This window comes from Achromobacter sp. 1011811831, from assembly GCF_059760905.1.
The window spans coordinates 25,535-49,406 of the sequence record NZ_JCBANG010000028.1; the positions used below are offsets into that span (position 1 = coordinate 25,535).

Sequence of the window (23,872 nt, forward strand, 5' to 3'; positions counted from 1 at the left end):
CGGCGGGCAGCCGCGAATCCGGAGCAATCCCTGATTGACACTCAAATATTTCAAGCCTAAATTAATTTTCGCTTCCAGCACCACAATACCTATCCATCGGGAACCCCATGTCAGACTCGCCCACCCCATCCGCCTGGGCCACGCCCGCGCGGGCCACCTATACCGTGCTGTTCGTCTGCTGGCTGACCATCCTGTTCGAGGGCTATGACGTCGGCGTCATGGGCGCGGTGCTGCCGGCCCTGGCCGTGGACAAGAGCTGGAACCTGACTCCGATGCAGCAGGGCATGCTGGGCAGCTATGCGCTGGCCGGCATGTTCGTGGGCTCGTTCGCCGTGGGCACGCTGAGCGACCTGCTGGGCCGCCGGCGCATGCTGCTGGCCTGCGTCACGCTGTTCTCGCTGACCATGATCGGCGCGGCCTGGGCGCCGACGCCAAACTGGTTCGCCACGTTCCGCTTCATCGGCGGGCTGGGCCTGGGCGGCGTGATCCCGGTGGCGGCGGCGCTGACGGTGGAATACTCCCCGCCCGCGCGCCGCGGTTTCAACTACGGCGTCATGTACTCCGGCTATTCGCTCGGCATCCTGTGTTCGGCGGCCGTGGCCATGTGGCTGCTGTCGCACTGGGGCTGGCGCTCGGTGATCGCGGTCGGCGCGCTGCCGCTGCTGCTGGTGCCGGTGCTGGCGCGCCTCCTGCCCGAGTCGCTGGAATACCTGCTGGCCAAGGGCGACGAGGCCGGCGCGCGGGCGCAGGCCGCGCGCCTGGGCATCACCTCGCTGGACGCTTTCCGTCCGCGCGACGTGCAGGGCGAGAAGACTTCCACGCGCGACGTGCTGGCGGCCGTGTTCGCGCCGCGCCACCTGCGCGCCACGCTGTGCTTCTGGGGCGCGCTGTTCCTGGGCATGATGCTGGTCTACGGCCTGAACACCTGGCTGCCGCAGATCATGCGCAAGAACGGCTACGACCTGGGCTCCAGCCTGTCCTTCCTGCTGGTCTTCAGCCTGGCGTCCGCCATCGGCGGCCTGGTGCTGGGGCAGTTCGCGGACAAGACCGAGCCGCGCAGGATCGTGGCCCTTTTCTACGTGCTCGGCGGCTTCGGCATCTATTGCCTGACCTACAACAACCCGCTGGTGGTGAACTACCTGTGGGTGGCGCTGGCCGGCATCGGCAGCATCTCGTCGTCGCTGATCCTGACCGGCTACCTGACGGGTTACTTCCCGGCGCACGCGCGCGGCGCGGCCACCGGCTGGGCCCTGTCCTTCGCCCGCATCGGCGCCATGTGCGGTCCCATCGTGGGCGGTTACCTGGCCAGCCTGAAACTGCCGCTGGCCTGGAATTTCATCGTGTTCTCCTGCGCCGCGATACTGGCCGCCGTCTTCGTGCTGCTGATCCCGCGTCGTGGCGGCGTCGCATCGTCCGCATCGGGTCAGGAACGCCGCAGCCCGCTGCCTGCCTCGCGCTAGCGGCCTTCCCCCCGGCCGTCGACACGGCGGCCGGCTCGTCAATGCCAGCCTCGGCGACCGGAACCCGGAACCCGGTCCCGGTCGACGGTCACTCACCAGAGCACCCTTCTGGAGAGCTGCGCATGACCATCGGAAAACTGCCCGCCACAGGCCCCTCCCCATCCTCCACACAGAAAAGCCAGGAAACCTCCGACAAGAACCGGGCTGGCTTCCAGCAAGCCAGACCGGCCACGGACCGCGTGCCGCCAAAGCCCTTCCAGCCCAAATCCGGCGCGTCCCCCAAGCCATCGCCAGCGCCTTCGGGCCGAACCGGCGCACCCGACGCACCGCCTGCCGGGACCGGTGGCTCCGCCAAGACCTTCTGGGCGCAGCAAGACGCCGCATCCGCCAAGAAGCCGGCTTCGCGACCGTCGCAAAGCGGTCCGAAGACAGGCGCGGCCCCGGCTGATGCGTCGCCGCCCCCGTCCAAGCCGCCTACGTTCGGCAAGCCGGCCCCGGCGCCATTGAAACCCGCCGGCGCGCCCGCCGGCGGCCCCCAGGCGGCCAGGAACTTCTGGAACCAGCAAGAGACGCAATCCGTCGGCAAGCCGACAGGCCGCTCCGCGCCTCGACCGCAGAACGAAAGCGCGCCCGTCCCCTACGCGCATCCTGGGCAACAACCCGCGCTGAATCCCGGACTGGCTCAGTTTCAGAAAGACCTGGCGGGTTGGAGCTCGAGCAAGGTGGCGCTCCTGTCCAAAGAGTATGTTTCGACCATTACCGCACAGCACATCAGATTGCTGTCCAGGGAAACAACCGAGCTTTATCTCAATGGCGTGAACCTGACTCGCGACGCCCTGCAGGAATTGCAGAAGTTCCCAATCGAACTGCTGAGTCTGAACTCCGCATCCGGCCTGCAGCCGCACGACGAGCCCATCGTCCTGCCCCGCTCCTTGCGCGCGCTGGTGATCGTCGGCGACGCGCTACCTACCAAAGCACTGTTGGCCGAGGCGGGACGGCATCAGGGATTGCTGTCGGTACGGGCATGGCGCGCCAACGCGAACGATGCGGACGCCATCGCACTGGCACAATCCTCCTCCCTCCAGACCATCGATCTTGCATCGAACGGCGTGACGGGGAAAGGCGCGAACGCGCTGATCGGCATGCCGAAGCTGACCGCATTGGACCTCTCGGCCAACCTGATCGGCACGAACGGTTCGACCCAGCTGGCGGCGTCCCGGATACCCGCAACGTCGCGGCTGAGCCGGGTGGACCTCAGCGACAATCCCGACTTGTCGGAGGCCAGCATCCCGGCGCTGTACCGTTTGCCGTTGCAGGCCCTGAACCTGAGCGGCACGAATGTCACCCGCTATCCCGAGGACGACCGCAAGCCGCCGCAAGCGGCGCGAACGACGCCCGGTCCCGACGGCACGGTGCTCATCGAGTCGCCGGAGGACGACGACATTCAATGGAAGGACCTGCGCACGCTCTGGCTCGACGACACCCGGCTATTCCTCAAGGACCAGACCGCCTACCAGGCCTGGCAGCGCGTCCTCTTCGGCAATCAGGTCTCGGACATCTCGCTGGCGCGCGCGGGCATGGGCGAGTATCTGGATGACCTGGGCCTGCATCCGTCGCTGGAAACGGTCGACATCTCGGAAACGGACATCCCCCCCGGACAGCTGCGCGCGCTGGCCCAGGAACACCTGCCTGCGGTTCTCATCATGTCGGGTTGCGGCTTGACGAGCGCCCATGTCGAGGAACTGACAGCGAGCCCCGATGCCGACCCGCGGCTGCGCCAGCTGTGGATCGCGGAAAACCCCGATCTGGACGAACGCGATTACGCGAGGCTGCTGCACAAGTATCCCAACCTGACGCTGGGCCTGGGCGATGACGACCACGCCAAGGCCTGCTTCAATCGCCTCGCTCCCCCGCTGCGGCAACGCGTGCGGCTGGAGACCTTGGAACGGGATTTCCCGCTGAGCCCCGAACAGTCGTCCTGAGCGGACGGCCCGCTGAAATGGCAAAGCGCCTCGGACATGCCGAGGCGCTTTGTTCATGCGCGCAAGCGCGGCGCGACTTGCAGGCGCCGGGAAGACTCCGTCCCGATGCCCGCGAAGACTGGCATCAGCCGAAGCGGCCGGTGATGTAGTCTTCCGTTTCCTTGCGCGCCGGCTTCACGAAGATCTGGTCGGTCTGGCCGAATTCCATCAGCTCGCCCAGGTACATGTAGGCCGTGTAGTCCGAGCAGCGCGCGGCCTGCTGCATGTTGTGCGTCACGATCACGACCGTGTAGTCGTTCTTCAGCTCGGCGATCAGCTCTTCGATCTTGGCGGTGGAGATCGGGTCCAGCGCCGAGCACGGCTCGTCCAGCAGCAGGACTTCGGGCTTGATGGCCACGCCGCGCGCGATGCACAGGCGCTGCTGCTGGCCGCCGGACAGGCTGTTGCCGCTCTGGTGCAGCTTGTCCTTCACTTCGTTCCACAGCGCGGCCTTGCTCAGCGCCCATTCCACGCGCTCGTCCATCTCGCCCTTGGACAGGCGTTCGAACAGGCGCACGCCGAAGGCGATGTTGTCGTAGATGCTCATGGGGAACGGCGTGGGCTTCTGGAACACCATGCCGACCTTGGCGCGGATCAGCGAGATGTCGGTCTTGGCGGTGAGCAGGTTCTCGCCGTCCAGGATGATCTCGCCCTCGGCGCGCTGGCCGGGGTACAGCTCGAACATGCGATTGAAGGTGCGCAGCAGCGTGGACTTGCCGCAGCCCGACGGGCCGATGAAGGCGGTGACCTTCTTCTCCTGGATCGACATGTTCACATTGCGGATCGCATGGAACTTGCCGTAGTAGAAGTTCAGGTTCTTGACCTCGATCTTGTTCTTGACGGCGGTGGCGGTGTTTTCCATTTGGTTTCCCTAGGCTTCGGCCCGCGCGCTGCGCGAGCCGGCGAGCGGTCCTTATTTGCGGAACATGTTGCGGGCAAGGATGTTGATGCCCAGCACCAGCAGCGTGATCAGCGTGGCCCCGGCCCAGGCCAGGTTGTTCCAGTCCTTGAAGGGGCTGGCGGCGTATTGGTAGATCACGACCGGCAGGTTGGCCATGGGGCCGTTCATGTTCAGCGACATGAACTGGTTGGACAGGGCCGTGAACAGCAGCGGCGCGGTCTCGCCCGAGATGCGGGCGATGGCCAGCAGCACGCCGGTGATGATGCCGGTCTTGGCGGCGCGATAGCACACCATGGTGATCATGCGCCACTTGGGGCAGCCCAGCGCCGCGGCGGCTTCGCGCAGGCTGTTGGGCACCAGCAGCAGCATGTTGTCGGTGGTGCGGACCACCACCGGGATCACCAGGATGGACAGCGCGATGGCGCCGGCCCAGCCCGAGTAGTGCCCCACCTGCGCCACATAGACGGCGTAGATGAACAGGCCGATGATGATGGACGGCGCCGACAGCAGCACGTCGTTCAAGAAGCGCGTGGCGGGCGCCAGCCAGCCGCGCTGGCCGTATTCGGACAGGTAGGTGCCGGCCAGGATGCCCACGGGCGTGCCGATCAGCGTGCCCACGCCGGCCATCAGCACGCTGCCGATGACCGCGTTGAGCAGGCCGCCGGTCTGGCCCGGCGGCGGCGTGATTTCGGTGAAGAGCGTGTACGACAGCGCGGGCGCGCCCTTCATCAGCAGCGTCAGGATGATCCAGAACAGCCAGAACAAACCGAACAGCAGCGTCGACAGCGAGACGGTCAGCATGATGCGGTTGACCACGCGGCGCCGGCGGTAGATGCCGTTCTGCATATTGAGTACGGAGACAGCCATGATCTTTTCCTTGTCGTTCGCGCGGGGGCTCAGCTCTTCTTGCCCTCGCCCGCCGACAGGCGGACCAGCAGCATCTTGGACAGGGCCAGCACGACGGTGGTGATCAGGAACAGGATCAGGCCCAGTTCCAGCAGCGCGGCCTTCTGGATGCCGCCCGCTTCATTGAATTCGTTGGCCAGCGCCGAGGCGATGGAGTTGCCCGGAGAGAACAGCGAGCCGGACCACTTGAAGGCGTTGCCGATCACGAAGGTCACGGCCATGGTCTCGCCCAGCGCGCGGCCCAGTCCCAGCATGATGCCGCCGATGACGCCCGACTTGGTGAAGGGCAGCACCACGCGCCACATCACTTCCCAGGTCGTGCTGCCCAGGCCGTAGGCCGATTCCTTCAACATGGTCGGCACCAGCTCGAACACGTCGCGCATCACCGCCGCGATGAAGGGGATGATCATGATCGACAGGATCAGGCCCGCGGTGAAGATGCCGATGCCGAACGGCGGCCCGGCGAACATGCCGCCAATGATGGGGACGTTGCCCAGCGTGGCGATCAGGAAGGGCTGCACGTATTGCTGGAACACCGGCACGAAGACGAACAGGCCCCACATGCCGTAGATGATCGAGGGAATCGCGGCCAGCATCTCGACCGCGGTGCCCAGCGGGCGGCGCAGCCAGGCCGGCGACAGCTCGGTCAGGAAGATGGCGATGCCGAAGGACACAGGCACCGCGATGATCAGCGCGATGGCCGAGGTCAGCAGCGTGCCGATGATCGGCACCACGGCGCCGTAGCTCTGCTTGACCGGATCCCAGTCGTTCAGCCAGAGGAACGACAGGCCGTACTTGGCCAGCGATTCGCGGCTGCCGTAGACCAGGGACACCAGGATCGCCGCCAGCAGGATGAACACCAGGAAGGCGAACAGGCGGGTCAGGTTCTTGAACAGCGCATCCATCAGCGCATTATTGTTTTGCTTCATAGGCGAAGGCGTGCCGGTAGTCACGGAATCATCCGCCCCATTGGGCGAAAGCGGCACACTATTATCCATTACCGCGCTCATGGATGGACTTTCCTTAGGGCCAGATGGGAAAACGGAGGTTGTCTAGCCGGGGCCGCCCTGCCCTCGGCCCCCGCGAGCGGGACCGGGACAAGGCAGGCGGGCGCAAGCGCCCGCCTTGCTGCGGCTTACTTCCAGACGGCCTTGCCGTCGGCGGACTTCACTTCGCCCCAGGCGGCGCGGATTTCCTTGGTCACGGCGTCGGGCAGCGGCACGTAGTCCATGCCTTCGGCCGACTTGGCGCCGTTCTTGAAGGCCCAGTCGAAGAAGTCCAGCACGGCCTTGCCTTGCACCGGCTTGTCCTGCGACTTGTGGACCAGGATGAAGGTGGCGGCGGTCACGGGCCAGGAATCGGCGCCCGGCTCGTCGGTCAGCACCACGCCCATGCCGGGCGCGCTCTTCCAGTCGGCGTTGGCGGCCGCGGCGGCGAAAGCCTTCTGCTCGGGCTGGACGAACTTGCCAGCCTTGTTCTGCAGCTGGGTCCAGGCCAGCTTGTTCTGCTTGGCGTAGGCGTATTCGACGTAGCCGATCGAGTTCTTCAGCTGGCCGACGTAGGCGGCGACGCCTTCGTTGCCCTTGCCGCCCTGGCCGGTGGGCCACTTGACGGCCTTGCCTTCGCCAACCTGTTCCTTCCACTCAGGCGAAACCTTCGACAGGTAGTTGGTCCAGCCGAACGTCGTGCCCGAACCGTCCGAACGGTGCACCACGATGATGTCGGCCGAGGGCAGCTTGACGTCGGGGTTCAGCGCCTTGATGGCGTTGTCGTCCCACTTCTTGATCTTGCCCAGGAAGATGTCGCCCAGGACCTTGCCCGACAGCTTCAGCTTGCCCGGTTCGACGCCGTCGATGTTCACCACGGCGACCGTGCCGCCGATGACGGCCGGGAATTGCAGCAGACCGTTCTTTTCCAGGTCGGCAGCCTTCATGGGATCGTCCGAAGCGCCGAAATCGACGGTCTTGGCGATGATCTGCTGCTGGCCGCCGCCCGAGCCGATCGACTGGTAGTTCACGGCGTTGTTGGTGGCAGCCTTGTAGTCCGACGCCCACTTGGCGTAGATCGGGTACGGGAACGAAGCGCCGGCGCCGGTCACGTCGGCGGCTTGCACTGCGAACACGGCGGCGCTCAGCGCGACGCCCAGGGAAACTTGCTTGAAGACACGGTTGAACATCTTGGTTCCTTCTGTGCTCGTTAGAGGATCTGGCAGGCTTTCTGCTGCCTGTCTTTCAGCGACCCTCGCATGTTAGAAGCCCAACATTACAGGCTAGTGACAGTCACATTAGGTCCCCCCCCGAAGCGCTGCGCGCTTCCCCCCCAGGGGGGCGCCGGTGGCGGACCGGCGGAGCCGGATCCGCGCGGCCTGGCTTGGGGGGGCTCTGCCTCGAACGGCATTGTCGGGCTGCGGAGGGGGCGCCGGTGGCGGACCGGCGGAGCCGGATCCGCGCGGCCTGGCTTGGGGGGCTCTGCCTCGAACGGCATTGTCGGGCTGCGGAGGGGGCGCCGGTGGCGGACCGGTGGAGCCGGATCCGCGCGGCCTGGCTTGGAGATGCCGTGCCTCGAACTGCGTTGCCGGGTTGCGGCGAGACGAAGGGGACAGATCAACGTATCCCCGGCGTGACGCTACGCGCCCAGCTTCTGCATCAGGTACTGATGCACGTTGAAGGGCTGCGCGCGGCTTTTCACCCGGACGTAATCGCCGTCGGGCAGTTGCTGCCAGGACAGCTGGTTGTCGCGCAGCGCGTAGGTGAAGGCCTCGTCGATGACGCGCTTCTTGAGCGTCTTGTCGTAGATCGGGAAGGCGATCTCGACGCGACGGAAGAAATTGCGGTCCATCCAGTCCGCCGAGGACAGGTAGACGGTCTCGTCGCCGTCCGCGTAGAAATAGAACACCCGCGAATGCTCCAGGAAGCGTCCGACGATGGAGCGTACCCGGATGTTCTCGGACAGGCCCGGCACGCCCGCGCGCAGCGCGCACACGCCGCGCACGATCAGGTCGATCTTGACGCCGGCCTGGCTGGCCTTGTACAGCTCTTCGATGATCTGCTCTTCCAGCAGCGAGTTCATCTTGGCCATGATGCGGGCGCGCTTGCCGGCCTGGGCCGCGCGCGCTTCGGCGCGGATCAGCTCGACCATGCCTTCGTGCATGGTGAAGGGCGACTGCATCAGCGACTTGAGCGCGCGGCGCGCGCCCAGCCCGGTCAGCTGGGCGAAGACCTTGTCCATGTCCTCGCACAGCTTGGGATCGGCGGTCAGCAGGCCGAAGTCGGTGTACAGGCGCGCGGTGCGCGGGTGGTAGTTGCCGGTGCCCAGGTGGGCGTAGCGGCGCAGCCGGCCCTTTTCGCGGCGCAGCACCACGGCCATCTTGGCGTGCGTCTTGTGCGCCACCACGCCGTAGACCACGTGCGCGCCCACTTCCTCCAGCTTGGAGGCCCAGTTGATGTTGGTCTGCTCGTCAAAGCGCGCCATCAGCTCCACCACCACCGTCACTTCCTTGCCGGCGCGGGCGGCGGCGAGCAGGATCTTCATCAGCTCGGAGTCTTCGCCGGTGCGGTAGATGGTCTGCTTGATCGCCATCACGTCCGGATCCAGCGCGGCAGCGGTCAGGAAATCGATGACGGGCTGGAACGACTGGTACGGATGATGCAGCAGCCGGTCCTGCTCGGCCACCGCCTCGAACAGCTCTGCGGGCTTGTCGCCGACGCGGTCGAACGGCGCCTGGACCGGCGCGCGGTAGTCAGGGAACAACAGCTCGGGACGCGTGTTGGCATTGCACAGCTGCATCAGGCGCGACAGGTTCACCGGCCCGGGCACGCGGTAGGTGTCCTCGGGCTTGAGCGAGAACTCGCGCTGCAGGAAGGTCTCCAGCTCGGGCGGCGTCATCTTGTCGATCTCGAGCCGCACGGCGGCGCCGAAATTGCGCTGCGACAGCTCGCCCTGCAAGGCATGGCGCAGGTTGGTGACTTCTTCCTCGTCCACGAACAGGTCGCTGTTGCGCGTGACGCGCCACTGGTAGCAGCCCAGCATCTCCAGGCCCGGGAACAGCTCACCCACGAAAGCGCGCAGCAGCGAGGTCAGCAGGATGTAGCCTTCCGGATGGCCGGACAGTTCGGGCGGCATCTTGATCAGGCGCGGCAGCGCGCGCGGCGCCTGCACCACGGCGATCGACGCCTGGCGGCCGAAGGCGTCGGCGCCGGACAGCGAGACGATGAAGTTCAGGCTCTTGTTGTAGACGCGCGGAAACGGGTGCGCCGGATCCAGCCCGATGGGAGTCAGGAGCGGCATCACGTCGCGGATGAAGACCTCGTGCGCCCATTCCTGCTGCTGCGGGTTCCATTCGGAGGCATGATGCAGGGCGATGCCCTCGGCCTGCATGGCCGGCAGGATCTCGTCGTTGAGCAACGCGTACTGCCGCGTCACCAGATCATGGACGGCGCGCTGCACGTTGTCGAAGGCCTGGTCCGGCGTCATGCCGTCGGGGCCGACCAGGTTGGGCGACTGGCGCTGCTGCTCCTTGAGGCTGGAAATCCGGATCTCGAAGAACTCGTCCAGGTTGGAGCTGAGGATGCACACGTAGCGCAGGCGCTCCAGCAGGGGGGTCTTGGGACTTTCCGCCATCGCCAGCACGCGTTCGTTGAATTTGAGCAGCGACAACTCTCGATTCAGCAGCAAGGGCTCTGCGGGCGGGCGCGTGGTCATACCAGATTCCATACATGAAGAGAGCGTGAGGTTTTACTTCAAAATCGTGACGTTTCCGTGACACATGCTGCAAACGTAGGGTACGACAAAACCGGGACGCATGGACGGCGCCCCGTGCGCGCCAAGCCCCTGTTCCATAAGAGAAAACCCGAATCCGGGGGGACTGTCACATGAGGTATCTATAATCGGGCCACTCTTACAGCCATCATCACGAGCCGCATGGATCAACTTCTGGCCGCCGTGGACCTCGGGTCCAACAGCTTCCGCCTCTCCATCGGACGCATCGTCCAGCAAGACGGTACGCCCCAGATCTACCAGATCGATCGTCTCAAGGAAACCGTCCGGCTGGCCGCCGGTCTGGACACCGAAAAGCGCCTTGGCGACGAGGCCATCGAACGCGCCATCGCGGTGCTGGAACGCTTCGGCGAACGCCTGCGCAGCTTCCACCCCAACCGCGTGCGCGCGGTGGCCACGAACACCTTCCGCGTTGCCCGCAACACCCGCGATTTCCTGCCCCGCGCCGAAGCCGCGCTGGGCTTCCCCATCGAAGTCATCGCCGGCCGCGAAGAGGCCCGCCTGATCTTCTCGGGCGTGGTCCATACCCTGCCCCCCTCGCCCAACAAGCGCCTGGTCATCGACATCGGCGGCGGCTCGACCGAGGTCATCATCGGCAAGGGCCATGAGCCCACGCTGATGTCCTCGCTGTACATGGGCTGCGTCAGCTACAGCCGCCAGTTCTTCTCGGACGGCGTGATCGACGCGCACCAGATGAAGCAGGCCGAGCTGGCCGCCCGCCGCGAGATCGAAGTGATCGCCAAGCAGTACCGCAAGACCGGCTGGAAGGAAGCCTACGGCTCGTCCGGCACGGCCAAGGCGCTGTTCGCCATCCTGACCGAAGGCGGCATGTCCGACCGCGGCATCACGCGCGCCGGCCTGTCCAAGCTGAAGGACCGCATCGTCCGCGCCGGGCGCGTCGTGCCGTCGGAGCTGCCCGGCATCAAGGTCGAGCGCGCCGACGTGCTGCCCGGCGGGCTGGCCATCATGAGCGCGCTGTTCGACGAGCTGGGCATCGAGGTCATGCACACCGGAGACGGCGCGCTGCGGCTGGGCGTGCTCTACGACCTGCTGGGCCGCGACGTCGAGCACGACAAGCGCGACGAATCCGTGCGCCAGTTCATGAAGCGCTATCACGTGGACGCGAACCAGGCCCGCCGCGTGCATCACGCCGCGCTCTCGCTGTTCGATGCCATGATGCCCGAAGGCGCCGAGCGCGCCGAGCTGCGCACCGCGCTGGGCTGGGCCGCCGACCTGCACGAAGTGGGCCTGTCGATCGCGCACAACGCGTACCACAAGCACACGGCCTACGTGCTGGAAAACGCCGACATGCCGGGCTTCTCGCGCGCCGACCAGCAGCTGCTGGCGCTGCTGGCGCTGGGCCACCAGGGCAAGCTGAGCAAGCTGGAGCCGCTGGTGCGCAACCACGCCCAATGGACCGCCATCCTCAGCCTGCGCCTGGCCGTGCTGCTGTTCCGCCGCCGCGGCGAGATCGAGCCGCTGCCGCTGACCGCGTCGGTGCGCGGCGACTCCATCGTCGTGCGCGTGAACAAGGAATGGCTGGCCCAGCACCCGCTCAGCGATTTCACGCTGCGCGCCGAGGAAGCCGAATGGTCCAAGGTGGGCTTTTCGTTCGAGGTGCTGGAGTTCTGACGGCGGCGGCCCGGCGATGAAAAAAAACCAGCGGAACGCTCGCGCGTCCCGCTGGTTTTTTTCTTGATGCCGGATCAGAAAGGAGACAGGTCGGTCTGCCTTTCCAGACGCCGCAATTCCTGGCGCAAAGGCCGCGTGGCCCGCCGTATCAGTTTGATCTTCATACGACGGAACAGGCGGCGCATGATCAGCGCTGCCCGGTCGGGGCGGGTTGATCGAGGCCGAAATGGCGGCGATAGCGCTCGTCCATGCCGTCCATCTTCAGCAGCACCGGGAAGTCGGCGGCGTTGAAATCCGGATCCCAGGCAGGCTGGCCGCAGACGCGCGCGCCCAGCTTGAGGTAGCCCTTGATCAGCGGCGGCACGCGGGCCGGCAGCGTACTGTTGAGCTTTTCCACCGGGTAGCGGTGCAGCGGCTCGACATACGGCTCATCGCCTTGCGGCAGCTGCTTGGAGATGGTGCGCCACACTTCGGCGGCGGTGACGCCGTCGTCGCGCAGGCTCACGCTGGCGCAGCCCAGCACGTACTGGTAGCCGCCGCGGCGCAGGTACTCGGCCAGGCCGGACCACAGCAGCATGATGACGGTGCCGTTGCGGTAGTCTGCGTGCGTGCACGAGCGGCCGACTTCCACCAGCTCGTCGCGGATCGGACCCAGGCCCGAGAGATCGAATTCGGATTCGGAGTAGTAGCCGCCGGCCTCCCGGGCTTTTTCCGGGGTCAGGATGCGGTATGTACCCACCACACGGCCGGTGTCGAGTTCGCGAACCATCAGATGTTCGCAAAACGGGTCGAAGCGATCATGCTCGACACCGTCCTGGGCATCGGGAAAGACCGCGCCCATATCCTCTGTGAAGACGTCGTAGCGCAGACGTTGGATCTGCTCGATTTCTTCTGCCGTGCGCGCCAGGCCGACCACCAGCACCCTGGGGGCGGGGCCCGTCCACGGTTCGGCGGCATTACGGCTTGGGTTGATGCGTGCTAGTTCCAGCATTGCGCGAAGCTCCTAGAGAGTCCGGTCAGTTTGGACGCCCTGTATGTCAAAGACTTGACCAATATGTTACGTGACTATGAAGTTTAGTTCGGAGCAGATAGACCGTATTTCCGCAAAGCTCAACAAAACTTTACAAATCAATACGCGGAAACAACAAAGCAGGGGCACCCGCCGTCATACGGCGGATGGCCCTGCCCGGTCGCGGCAGCGGAATCACCCCAGGCTGGCCGCGAGCTTCTCGGCGCTGGACACGGCCAGCGCCTCGTCTTCGGCTTCCACCATCAGGCGCAGCTTGGGTTCGGTGCCCGAGGCGCGGATCAGGATCCGGCCACGGCCCGCAAGCTCGGCCTCGACCGCCTGGCGCGCGGCCGACAGGCCGGCATGGGTCTTCCAGTCCTGGCCTGGCGCCAGCGGCACGTTAATCATCTTCTGCGGATACATGCGCAGCTCGCCCAGCCATTCGGACATGGTGGCCTGGTTGCGGCGCAGCGCGGTCAGCACCTGCAGGGCGGCGATGATGCCGTCGCCCGTTGTATGGCAGTCCAGGCACAACAGGTGGCCGGAGCTTTCGCCGCCATAGAGCCAGCCGCGGTTCTGCATCTGCTCCAGCACGTAGCGGTCGCCCACGTTGGCGCGCTCGAAGCCCACGCCCAGGCGCTGCATCTCGCGCTCGAAACCGAAGTTCGTCATCAGCGTGCCCACCACGCCGTCGACCTTGCCGCGCTGCATGCGCTCGCGCACGATGGCGTACAGCAGTTCGTCGCCGTTATAGATGCGGCCGTCGCCGTCGACCATCTGCAGGCGGTCGGCGTCGCCGTCCAGCGCGATGCCGACCTGGGCGCCACGGGCCTGTACCTCGCGCGCCAGCAGCTCGGGATGCAGCGCGCCCACGCCCTTGTTGATGTTGAAGCCGTCCGGATGCACGCCGATGGCGTGCACCTCGGCGCCCAGCTCGCGGAACACGTGCGGCGCGATGTTGTAGGCGGCGCCGTGGGCGGCGTCGACCACGATGGACATGCCGTTCAGGTCCAGGTCGTTGGGGAAGGTGCTCTTGCAGAATTCGATGTAGCGGCCCTGCGCGTCCGACATGCGGCGGGCGCGGCCCAGCCCTTCGGACCCGACACAGCCCAGCGGCTCGTCCAGCGCGGCCTCGATATCGGCCTCGATATCGTCGGCCAGCTTCATGCCCTGCGCCGAGAAGAACTTGATGCCGTTGTCCTGGTAGGGATTGTGCGAGGCGCTGATGACGATGCCCGCCACCAGGCGCAGCGCGCGGGTCAGATAGGCCACGGCCGGCGTCGGGATGGGGCCGGCCAGCAGCACGTCGATGCCCGCCGCCGACAGGCCGGCTTCCAGCGCGGATTCCAGCATGTAGCCCGAGATGCGGGTGTCCTTGCCGATGACGACCTGCGGGCGGCTACCGCCGCGCACCGCGTGCTCACGGGCCAGCACGCGCCCGGCGGCGTAGCCCAGGCGCAGCGCGAATTCGGCGTTGATCACCGGGCCGCCGACTTCGCCGCGAACCCCGTCGGTACCAAAATACTTGCGTCGAATCATGAACAAATTGCTCCTTGTTCGGCCGCCTGCCAGACCTTCAGCGCGTCGACCGTGGCGGCCACATCGTGCACCCGCACGATGGACGCGCCACGCGCCACGCAGGCCAGGGCGGCGGCGATGCTGCCGGGCAGCCTGTCGTCGACGGACCGGCCGGTGGCCTGTCCGATCATGTTCTTGCGCGACAGGCCGATCAGCAGCGGATAGCTGGAGCTGCGCAGGCTGGACAGCCGGCGCAGCAGTTGGAAGTTCTGGTCCGCCGTCTTGCCGAAACCGAAGCCCGGATCCAGCACGATACGGCGGGGATCCACCCAGGCGGCGCGCAGCTTCTGCGCGCGCGATCCCAGGAACAGGCCGATCTCACCGATCAGGTCGGTGTACTCGGGCGGGCTGGCCTGCATGGTGCGCGGCTCGCCCTTCATGTGCATCACGCACAGCCCGCAGCGCGACCGCGCCACCGCCTCGACGGCGCCGGGCTGCCTGAAGCCGTAGATGTCGTTGATCATGTCGGCGCCGGCATCCAGCACGGCGCGCATGACTTCGGGCTTGAAGGTATCGATCGACAAGGGCACGCCGCAGTCGCGCAGCGCCTCGATCACCGGCAGCAGGCGCGCCAGCTCGTCGGCGGCCGAGACCGGCTCGGCGCCGGGGCGGGTGGATTCCCCGCCCAGGTCCAGGATGTGCGCGCCTTCGGCGATCAGGCTGCGCGCGTGCGCCACTGCGGAGTCGGTGTCGTCATGCCGGCCGCCATCGGAAAAGGAATCCGGCGTGACATTGACGATACCCATGACAAGCGGGCGCTCGAGATCGAACTCGAAGCGCCCGCAAAGAAAATTATTCGCCATGACTCAGTATGGCAAACCTCAGACGGCGGCTGCCGTGTTGCCGCCGGCGGCCAGCCCGGTGGGCGGCGTGTCGGAGGTGTCGGACGGGCCTTGCGGCGTCTTCGGGGGACGCGGCGGGCGGCCCTCGATGATGTCGTTGATCTGGTCGGCGTCGATGGTTTCCCATTCGAGCAGCGCCGAGGTCATCACTTCGACCTTGTCGCGGTTGTCTTCCAGGATCTTGCGCGCGACGCTGTATTGCTCGTCGATGATGCGGCGGATCTCGGTGTCCACCTTCTGCATGGTGGCTTCGGACATGTGCGTGGTCTTGGTGACGCTGCGGCCCAGGAACACTTCGCCTTCGTTCTCGGCATAGACCATGGGGCCCAGCTCGTCGGTCATGCCGTAGCGCGTGACGATGTCGCGGGCGATGGCGGTGGCGCGTTCGAAGTCGTTCGAGGCGCCCGTCGTCATCTGGTCCATGAAGATTTCTTCGGCGATGCGGCCGCCGAACAGCACGGCGATGGTGGACAGCAGGCGGCCCTTGTCCATGCTGTAGCGGTCGGTCTCAGGCAGCTGCATGGTCACGCCCAGCGCGCGGCCGCGCGGGATGATGGTGACCTTGTGGACCGGGTCGGTCTTGGGCAGCAGGCGGGCGACGATCGCGTGGCCGGACTCGTGGTACGCGGTGTTCTTGCGTTCCTCTTCGGGCATCACGATGGAGCGGCGTTCCGCGCCCATGATGATCTTGTCCTTGGCCTTTTCGAAGTCGGACATGTCGACCGTGCGGCCATTGCGGCGGGCGGCGAACAGGGCGGCTTCGTTGACCAGGTTGGCCAGGTCGGCGCCGGAGAAGCCCGGGGTGCCGCGCGCCAGGACGGTCGCGTCCACGTTCGGCGACAGCGGAACCTTGCGCATGTGGACCTTCAGGATCTGCTCGCGGCCGCGGATATCGGGCAGCGGCACCACGACCTGGCGGTCGAAGCGGCCCGGACGCAGCAGCGCCGGGTCGAGCACGTCGGGACGGTTGGTCGCGGCGATCACGATGACGCCCTGGCCCGACTCGAAGCCGTCCATCTCGACCAGCATCTGGTTCAGGGTCTGTTCGCGTTCATCGTTGCCGCCGCCCAGGCCGGCGCCACGCTGGCGGCCGACCGCATCGATTTCGTCGATGAAGATGATGCAGGGCGCGTGCTTCTTGGCGTTCTCGAACATGTCGCGCACGCGGGCCGCGCCCACGCCGACGAACATTTCAACGAAGTCGGAACCCGAGATGCTGAAGAAAGGCACCTTGGCTTCGCCGGCGATTGCCTTGGCCAGCAGCGTCTTGCCGGTGCCGGGCGAGCCGACCATCAGCACGCCGCGCGGAATGCGACCGCCCAGCTTCTGGAACTTGCTCGGGTCGCGCAGGAAGTCGACCAGCTCCTGGACGTCTTCCTTGGCTTCATCGCAGCCGGCCACGTCCACGAAGGTGATCTGGTTGGTGTTCTCGTCGAGCATGCGGGCGCGCGACTTGCCGAAGCTGAACGCGCCGCCGCGACCGCCGCCCTGCATCTGGCGCATGAAGAACACCCAGACGCCGATCAGGAGCAGCATGGGGAACCAGGACACGAAGATGCTCATCAGCAGCGACTGCTCTTCGCGCGGCTTGCCCGACACCTGCACGCCGTACTTCAGCAGGTCGGAGACCATCCAGAGGTCGCCCGGCGAGGTCAGCGTGTAGGCGCGGCCGGCGTCCGGGGTGACGTACAGCACGTCGCCGCCAGGACCGCCCTGCACGTCCACCTTGCGGATGCGTCCCGCCTTGGCGTCGTCCATGAACTGCGTGTAGGTCACGCCGTCCTGGGTCTGGGCGCGTCCGTCAAACTGCTTGAAGACGGTGAACAGCACAAGGGCTATCACCATCCAGACAGCGACTTTCGAAAATGAGTTGTTCAAGGTCGATCTCCTGCTTTCGATTCCGACCGGCGACTGCGCACCCGCGTATGGCACAGTCACAAGTATGTCAATAGCCCATTCTACCCTGTCGGACTGCGTTGCGTCCTGGGAGGCCTGGGAGCCGTGGCGTTACGTCTGATTCGAGGTTTTTCCGGTCGCTGTCTCGCTGGCCAGTCCAGGGGCTGGCCGTGGTTTTGTGGCGCCGGAGCGCCAGGCTCCGGCAGGGCTACTTCAGATCACGGGCGACCAGAAAGGTTTCCGAGGACTTGTCCCGGGACGCCTTCGGCTTGCGCTCGACCACCCGCTTGAAGCGCTGCTTGAAGGACTGCACGATCTGCGAAAAGCCGCTGCCGTGGAAAGCCTTGACGATCAGCACCCCGTTGGGCTTGAGATGGGCGCAGGAAAACTCCATCGCCAGCTCGCAGACATGCTGGATGCGCGCGGCGTCCGCGATGCCTACCCCGGACAAGTTGGGGGCCATGTCGGAAATAACAAGATCCACGGCGCGGGATCCCACCATTTCCTCCAATTGTTTCAGGACTTCGTCCTCGCGGAAGTCGCCCTGGATGAATTCCACCCCCGCCACGGGCTCCATGGGCAGGATGTCCAGGGCGATGATGCGCCCGTCCACGATCCCGCCCGGCCCCGCCAGGCGCTCGCGCGCGACCTGGGACCAGCTGCCAGGCGCCGAGCCCAGGTCGACCACCAGGTCGCCACGGCGCATCAGCTTTTCGGTGTCCAGGATCTCTATGAGCTTGAACGCCGCCCGGGCCCGATAGCCCTTCTGTTGCGCCAGCTTCACATAGGGATCGTTGATGTGCTGGTGAATCCAGTCTTTGGAGAATTTATTTTTGGCCATTACCGTACAATTCCACGCATGCCTATATTAGAACTTACCTCTCGCGAGCGCAGCGACCTTCGGTCCGCCGCTCACCCCCTGCGCCCCGTCGTCCTGATCGGCGACAACGGCCTGACCGAGGCCGTGCTCAAGGAAATCGACCGGGCCCTGACTTCCCATGGCCTGATCAAGGTCCGCGCCGGCGGTGACGATCGCGAGGCGCGCGAGGCCATGCTGTCGGAAATCTGCGACAAGCTGTCCTGCGCCCCGGTACACCACCTGGGCAAGACGCTGATCCTGTTCCGCCAGCTGCCGGGCAACGTCAAGCCCGCCGCGCTGGCCGCCCTGGAGCCCGAGCGCCCCGCCAAGCGCCGCGCCTCCGAGCCGCATACGCCCAAGAAGCTCGCCGCCGAAGGCAAGACGCTGTCCAAGCGCCCGTCGCGCCGGGCCGACCCGGACGAAGCCCCGGCCAAGCCGGCGCGCGTCCCGGCCAGCGAGCTCAACAAGAACGGCAAGCCCATGCGCCCGAGCAATCGCAAGGCCTCTGGCAGCGCCCATGCGATTCCGCGCCGCGCCGGCAGTGCGCTCAGCCTGCGCGCCGGAGCCCGCAGCGGCACCAGCCGGCGTTCGTCGTCCAAGCGCTGAGTCCCGAACAAGCAAAACCATCCGGCGCAGCGCCTGTTCGCGCCGGGACTGCCCCCGCAAGGGGGCTTTTTTTCGTCTCGGGACCGGCCCGCGACGAAGTGCCCCTGGGGCGCCGCGCCATCCATCACCAGGATCTGGCCCGATGCGGAACCCGCGGCAACAAAAACGGGCGCATTACGCGCCCGATCCACCATAAGCGGTCCGCATGTTATCGCGGATTGCCGATGAACGTGAAGTTCAACCTATGGTGTTTTGATGGTCTACAGCTAAATGGGCAGCCGCGTCAGATGTAACGCACGCCCAGGACTTCATACTCGCGCACGCCGGCCGGGGCCAGGACCTCGACGACGTCGCCTTCGCTCTTGCCGATCAGCGCGCGGGCCACGGGGCTCGACACGGAGATCAGATTCGACTTGATGTCGGCTTCCACGTCGCCGACGATCTGGTAGGTCAGGCGGTCGCCCGAATCCAGGTCTTCGATATCGACGGTGGCGCCAAATACCGCCCGGCCTTCCGCGTCCAGCGAGGACGGGTCGATCAGGTGAGCGTTGGACAGCGTGCCTTCAAGCTCGGCAATGCGGCCCTCGATAAAGCCCTGACGCTCGCGCGCGGCGTCGTATTCGGCATTTTCCGACAGATCGCCTTGCGCACGCGCTTCAGCGATGGCGTTGATAACGGCAGGACGTTCCACGGTTTTCAGCCGCTGGAGCTCTTCTTGCAAGCGCTCGGCCCCGCGCACGGTCAAAGGAATGGCAGACATGTCGTTTCCCAAACAAAAGTAGAAAACGCCCCCGACGGAGCGTTCTCGGTGTGAAGGCCGTAGGCCTGTCTCTCGCGCCGCCGTTGCTGCGTGGCGACTGTTGCGGGACGGCGGGATCAGGGAAGGCGCAAGGCTGAACCCGATCGGTTTCCCCTTTGCCCGCTCTGATCGGCCGGCCGGCGAGGCGGCGGGCTGCGACCAAAACAAAACCCCGGCTCGGGTCGGAACCGGGGCAATCAAGGTCATATTGTGGTCAAAGTTCGGACGAATTGCAAGCCACCGGGAAAACCGTCGTTTTCCGCGCATTTCGCCGCCGTAACCCGCGAGAAAACGTCGTTTCCACGCAAGAAGCCCCTGATGCGGGCTGCGCCACGCTGACGGCCGCCAAGATCCCTCCGGGCCTTGCGCGGCCTTTCCGCTCCTGCCGCGTCCATCCGCCGCCAACGCGATGCTCGGCGCCGGTCGCTGTTTCAGGATGATCGCGCCCGCCTGCGCGCCGCTTCCGACCCGCCGCCCATTCCCGGCGTCTTCACCCGCTGTTTATTACGAACAAATCGTTCGTTGCATAAAAGATACTGCCCAATATCGACACGGTTTTTGATAGCCGCGCGTGTGTAAAAAATCGTAGTCAAAATGTCCAAAGAAGGTATAACCGGAAAGTTGCTTTATTAATAAACAATTAAAAACAACCGGTATTTCAACCGGCGCTTCTCTTTATTACTAAAAAGGGGTCGCGGAGTTTCTCCCAAAAACTCACCGCGAGAACGATCGATTGTGCGTGTTGCAGTCCGGCGGATGCATCGCAGTCATTCGGCGCGACATCCGCCTCCCATGGCGCTGTCCGGGCGGGGGACTTTCCCGGCGCGCGATGGGTCGCGTTCAAGACCGAGGAGCTCTCTCATGCTGGAAAAACTGAAAGTCCGTACCGGAATGCTGCTGGTGCTGTTCTGCTTCGTTATTGCCCTGGCGCTCGCTTGCGGGCTCGGCTGGATTAATGCCCAGCGCAGCGTCGTGGAAATAGAAGACCTGAATAATGTCGCCGTGCACCAGGTCGATCCGTTGTATGAAGCGAACGGCGCCCTGCTGCGCACCCGCCTGGCCCTGGATGCGACCATATCCGAACTGCAATCCGGCGCCGCGGATCAGGCGGCGATTTTCCTCCAGGCCGCCGCCAGCCAGCTGCAAATGGCGCGTGAACGCTATGCCAGGTATATGGCCGTACCCAAGAGCGAGCGCGGACAACAGCTGGCACAAACGCTGCAGGCCCGATTCAGTGAATACACCACCGCTCTGGATGCGCAGTATGCCGCGCTGAAGGAAAACGCCGTCCCTCGCTACCAGGAAGGGCAGCGCAAGGTGCGCCAGATCGATGAAGGTTTCACCAAGGACATGCAGGCCTTCCTGGGCCGGGTGGCCGAACGCAGCGACGCGGTGCTCGACAGTTCGCAGCGGACCTACGCCTCGGCCCGGATTTCGGCCATCGCCCTGCTGTCCACCGCCCTGCTGCTGGCCGCGCTGTGCTGGGCCTTCATCCGCCGTGGCGTGCTGCAGCCGCTGCGGGAAGCCGGCATGCACTTCGACCGCATCGCCGGCGGCGACCTGACCAGCCGGGTGGAAACGCGCTCGAACAATGAAATCGGCGCGCTGTTCGCCGCCCTCAAGCGCATGCAGGAAGGCCTGACCCGCACCGTTTCCACGGTGCGCCAGGGCGTGGACGAGATCAACGTCGGCTCGGCCGAGATCGCCGCGGGCAACGCCAACCTGTCCAGCCGCACAGAGGAACAGGCCGCCGCGCTGGAGCAGACCGCCGCCACCATGGAACAGCTGGCGGCCACGGTCAAGCAGAACGCCGACAACGCCGCCCAGGCCAACCAGCTCGCGGCCGTCAGCATGGAAGTGGCGCAGCGCGGCGGGCAGACCGTGGGCCAGGTGGTCCATACCATGCAGGGCATTTCGGACAGTTCGAAACGCATCGCCGACATCGTCTCGGTCATCGACGGCATCGCCTTCCAGACCAATATCCTGGCCCTGAACGCCGCCGTGGAAGCCGCGCGCGCCGGCGAACAGGGCAAGGGTTTCGCCGTCGTCGCCGGCGAGGTCCGCACGCTGGCCCAGCGCGCGGCGCAGGCGGCCAAGGAAATCAAGACCTTGATCGAAACCTCGGTGGACACCGTGACGTCGGGCTCGGCCCACGTCACGGCCGCCGGCCAGACCATGCAGGAAATCGTGACCTCGGTGCAGCGCGTGGCCGACATCATGGGCGAAATCTCGGCGGCCTCGGCGGAGCAGGCCGGCGGCATCGACCAGATCACCCTGGCGGTATCGCAGATGGACGAGGTGACGCAGCAGAACGCCGCGCTGGTGGAACAGGCCTCGGCCGCCGCCTCGGCCATGGAGGACCAGGCGCGCAAACTGGCCGAGGCCACGGCGGTATTCAAGACCCAGTCGGGCCAGGTGATCGAGGCCGAACCGGCGTCCGTGCTGGCCCATGGCGCCCGGGCGACGCGCCTGTCGCGCTCCTGAGCCGGGCGGCCCTGATCGGGCCGGGCGACCCACGCCCGGCCCGGCGGGCCTTATTTCCTGCGGCGCAGCAAGGCGTACAGGATGATGGCGCCGAACGTGGCGGTGCCGATGCCACCCAGCGTGAAATTGCCCAGCTTGACGGTGAAATCACCCGCGCCCAGCACCAGCGTGACCGCGGCCACGATCAGGTTGCGGTTGTCGCTGAAATCGACCTGGTTCACCACCCAGATGCGGGCGCCGGCCACGGCGATCAGGCCGAACACCACGACCGACATGCCGCCCAGCACGGGCGCCGGGATGGTCTGGATCAGGGCGCCGAACTTGGGCGAGAAACCCAGCACGATGGCGATCAGGGCCGCCACCACGAAGACCAGGGTGGAATAGATGCGGGTCACGGCCATCACGCCGATGTTCTCGGCATAGGTGGTGACGCCGGTGCCGCCGACCGCGCCCGACACCATGGTGGCCACGCCGTCGCCGACGAAGGCGCGCCCCAGGTAGCGGTCCAGGTCCTGGCCCGTCATGGCGCTGACCGCCTTGACGTGGCCCAGGTTCTCGGCGACCAGGATGATGGCGACCGGCACGATCAGGCCCATGGCCTCGGCCTTGAACACCGGCGCCGCGAAATGAGGCAGGCCGAACCAGGCCGCCGCCGCCACGCCCGCGAAGTCCACGGGCTTGCCCAGGCCCAGGACATTGGCGCAGATCACGTACACCACGCAGGCCAGGATCAGGCCCACCAGGATCAGCAGCCGCTGCACCATGCCGCGCGTGTACACGGCGATGCCGCCCACGCACAGGACGGTGACGATGGCCATGGCGGTGTCGAAGCCCGACTGCCCCATCGCGCCCTTGGCCGCGATGGGCGCCAGGTTCAGGCCGATCACGGCCACCACGGCCCCGGTCACGACAGGCGGCATCAGCGTGTCGATCCAGCCCGCCCCGCCGCCGGCGCGCGCATTGACGGCCCAGACGATCAGGCCGATCAGGGTATAGGCCAGGCCGCAGGCGATGATGGCGCCCAGCGCCACGCCGATATTGGCGTTGGCGCCGCCGCCCGCATAGCCGGTGACGGCTATGACGCCGCCGATGAAGGCGAAGCTGGATCCCAGGTAGCTCGGCACCCGGCCGCCCACGAACAGGAAGAAGATCAGCGTGCCAATGCCCGACATCAGGATGGCGACGTTCGGATCGAACCCCATCAGCAGCGGCGCCAGCACCGTGGAGCCGAACATGGCGACCACGTGCTGCGCGCCCATGGCCACGTTCTTGGGCCAGGACAGCCTTTCGTCGGGCGCGATGATGACGCCGGGCTCGGCGTCGTCCGCCAGGCGCCAGCGCGGAAAGTACGATTTGGACATGGATTCCCCAGGATGTTGTCGGGTCGATGGGCCCGGACGGCGCCCGCTCCGTTGAGGCAAGCGGCGGGCGGGCGCCAGTGTAAAGGCCCGCGGGAACCCCCTGCAATATTTAAGTCATCCCCCAAGCATGTAACGCCCCTCCCCCAGCGGGATGCCACGGATCCGGCTCCGCCGGTCCGTAGGCATGCCCCCTTGAGGGGGAAGCGCCAAAGGCGCTTCGGGGGTGGGCCTTAATTTCAGCGCCAGAATGCCGTACTTGTCAGGACCTACCCCAGAAAATCACCAACAACGCGGGACTATCATGGCCATCAACCCTATCGGCAGCACCTCGAATAACGCCATGTTCGACCTCTGGAACCAGAAAATCCGGGCGAACAGAGAGGAAAAGAGCGCAGACGGCTCGGATCCGGTCAGCATCTCGGCGGACGGCAAACTGCGCTTGAACGGCGAGCAAAGCGGCCTGTCCGCCTCGAACAAGAAGGCCGAAGAGGCCGCGGACCTCGAGCCCAAGGAAGACGACGACATCTACACCCGCCAGATCAAGCAGTTGCTGCGCCAGCTGAGCAAGGTCATGGAGCAGATCCGCAAGATCGAGGCCAGCAGCATGCCGCCGGAACAGAAGTCGCAACAGCTGCAGTCCCTGAACTCGCAGGCCACACAGATCATGGGCCAGATCCAGAAGGTCCTGGTTGCCAAGGCCAAGGCGGCCAAGGCGGCCGGCTAGTCCTCTTTCCCTTCCGCT

General features: G+C 65.9%; 18 protein-coding genes. 6 read left to right on the plus strand and 12 right to left on the minus strand.

Going from position 1 to position 23,872, the window contains the following annotated elements; all coding sequences use genetic code 11:
- The first annotated feature begins 107 nt into the window (after nt 1–107).
- Both AC6LJ9_RS13145 and AC6LJ9_RS13150 read left to right on the plus strand, forming a co-directional pair.
- Nucleotides 108–1,460, plus strand: a complete 1,353-nt coding sequence (locus AC6LJ9_RS13145; RefSeq protein WP_498147896.1) for an MFS transporter — start codon at nt 108–110, stop codon at nt 1,458–1,460.
- 122 nt (nt 1,461–1,582) lie between these two features.
- Nucleotides 1,583–3,442: a leucine-rich repeat domain-containing protein gene (locus AC6LJ9_RS13150; protein ID WP_498147897.1), complete on the plus strand. Its 1,860-nt coding sequence runs from the start codon at nt 1,583–1,585 to the stop codon at nt 3,440–3,442.
- Between the two features lie 124 nt (nt 3,443–3,566).
- Here the strand turns inward: AC6LJ9_RS13150 and pstB are convergent, their stop codons facing one another.
- From pstB to ppk1, 5 genes are all read right to left on the minus strand, one after another.
- Entirely contained in the window at nt 3,567–4,343 is a 777-nt protein-coding gene (pstB, locus tag AC6LJ9_RS13155; RefSeq protein WP_103275726.1) for a phosphate ABC transporter ATP-binding protein PstB, read from the minus strand.
- 51 nt (nt 4,344–4,394) lie between these two features.
- Complete coding sequence (pstA, locus tag AC6LJ9_RS13160) at nt 4,395–5,249, minus strand: phosphate ABC transporter permease PstA (protein WP_212314059.1); 855 nt, start codon at nt 5,247–5,249, stop codon at nt 4,395–4,397.
- Nucleotides 5,250–5,278: 29 nt separating this feature from the next.
- The gene (gene pstC / locus AC6LJ9_RS13165) at nt 5,279–6,298 is read right to left on the minus strand and encodes a phosphate ABC transporter permease subunit PstC (protein WP_103275728.1); all 1,020 of its coding nucleotides are present in this window, start codon (nt 6,296–6,298) and stop codon (nt 5,279–5,281) included.
- A gap of 125 nt (nt 6,299–6,423) precedes the next feature.
- Nucleotides 6,424–7,464 carry a phosphate ABC transporter substrate-binding protein PstS gene (pstS, locus tag AC6LJ9_RS13170; RefSeq protein WP_212314062.1) on the minus strand — a complete coding sequence of 347 codons (1,041 nt, stop codon included), beginning with the start codon at nt 7,462–7,464 and terminating at the stop codon, nt 6,424–6,426.
- 449 nt (nt 7,465–7,913) lie between these two features.
- On the minus strand, nt 7,914–9,989 hold the full coding sequence (gene ppk1, locus AC6LJ9_RS13175; RefSeq protein WP_498147898.1) for a polyphosphate kinase 1: 2,076 nt from the start codon (nt 9,987–9,989) through the stop codon (nt 7,914–7,916).
- Between the two features lie 219 nt (nt 9,990–10,208).
- On the opposite strand from ppk1, the gene ppx reads away from it, so the two are divergent.
- A complete protein-coding gene (ppx, locus tag AC6LJ9_RS13180) occupies nt 10,209–11,696 on the plus strand; it encodes an exopolyphosphatase (protein WP_212314067.1) in 1,488 nt (495 codons plus the stop codon).
- Nucleotides 11,697–11,883: 187 nt separating this feature from the next.
- Here the strand turns inward: ppx and AC6LJ9_RS13185 are convergent, their stop codons facing one another.
- From AC6LJ9_RS13185 to AC6LJ9_RS13205, 5 genes are all read right to left on the minus strand, one after another.
- Entirely contained in the window at nt 11,884–12,687 is an 804-nt protein-coding gene (locus AC6LJ9_RS13185; protein WP_498147899.1) for a GNAT family N-acetyltransferase, read from the minus strand.
- A 213-nt stretch (nt 12,688–12,900) separates the two neighbouring features.
- On the minus strand, nt 12,901–14,244 hold the full coding sequence (gene glmM / locus AC6LJ9_RS13190) for a phosphoglucosamine mutase (RefSeq protein WP_212314077.1): 1,344 nt from the start codon (nt 14,242–14,244) through the stop codon (nt 12,901–12,903).
- Complete coding sequence (gene folP, locus AC6LJ9_RS13195; protein ID WP_498147900.1) at nt 14,241–15,086, minus strand: dihydropteroate synthase; 846 nt, start codon at nt 15,084–15,086, stop codon at nt 14,241–14,243. The genes glmM and folP overlap by 4 nt, the downstream gene beginning before the upstream one ends.
- 18 nt (nt 15,087–15,104) lie before the next feature.
- Nucleotides 15,105–17,003, minus strand: coding sequence for an ATP-dependent zinc metalloprotease FtsH (gene ftsH / locus AC6LJ9_RS13200; protein ID WP_103275735.1), 1,899 nt, complete (start codon nt 17,001–17,003; stop codon nt 15,105–15,107).
- Nucleotides 17,004–17,229: 226 nt separating this feature from the next.
- Nucleotides 17,230–17,862, minus strand: coding sequence for an RlmE family RNA methyltransferase (locus AC6LJ9_RS13205; RefSeq protein ID WP_103275736.1), 633 nt, complete (start codon nt 17,860–17,862; stop codon nt 17,230–17,232).
- A gap of 18 nt (nt 17,863–17,880) precedes the next feature.
- On the opposite strand from AC6LJ9_RS13205, the gene AC6LJ9_RS13210 reads away from it, so the two are divergent.
- On the plus strand, nt 17,881–18,486 hold the full coding sequence (locus AC6LJ9_RS13210; RefSeq protein WP_498147901.1) for a YhbY family RNA-binding protein: 606 nt from the start codon (nt 17,881–17,883) through the stop codon (nt 18,484–18,486).
- Nucleotides 18,487–18,769: 283 nt separating this feature from the next.
- Here the strand turns inward: AC6LJ9_RS13210 and greA are convergent, their stop codons facing one another.
- Nucleotides 18,770–19,246 (minus strand): transcription elongation factor GreA, encoded by a 477-nt coding sequence (gene greA, locus AC6LJ9_RS13215; RefSeq protein ID WP_103275738.1) that lies wholly within the window; start codon nt 19,244–19,246, stop codon nt 18,770–18,772.
- Nucleotides 19,247–20,146: 900 nt separating this feature from the next.
- Between greA and AC6LJ9_RS13220 the strand changes: the two genes are divergently transcribed.
- The gene (locus tag AC6LJ9_RS13220) at nt 20,147–21,769 is read left to right on the plus strand and encodes a methyl-accepting chemotaxis protein (RefSeq protein WP_498147902.1); all 1,623 of its coding nucleotides are present in this window, start codon (nt 20,147–20,149) and stop codon (nt 21,767–21,769) included.
- 50 nt (nt 21,770–21,819) lie between these two features.
- On the opposite strand, the gene AC6LJ9_RS13225 is transcribed toward AC6LJ9_RS13220, so the two are convergent.
- A complete protein-coding gene (locus AC6LJ9_RS13225; protein WP_212314087.1) occupies nt 21,820–23,130 on the minus strand; it encodes a solute carrier family 23 protein in 1,311 nt (436 codons plus the stop codon).
- Nucleotides 23,131–23,431: 301 nt separating this feature from the next.
- Here AC6LJ9_RS13225 and AC6LJ9_RS13230 point away from each other — a divergent pair, with 301 nt between their 5' ends.
- Nucleotides 23,432–23,854: a FlxA-like family protein gene (locus AC6LJ9_RS13230; RefSeq protein WP_498147903.1), complete on the plus strand. Its 423-nt coding sequence runs from the start codon at nt 23,432–23,434 to the stop codon at nt 23,852–23,854.
- Nucleotides 23,855–23,872 lie beyond the last annotated feature (18 nt).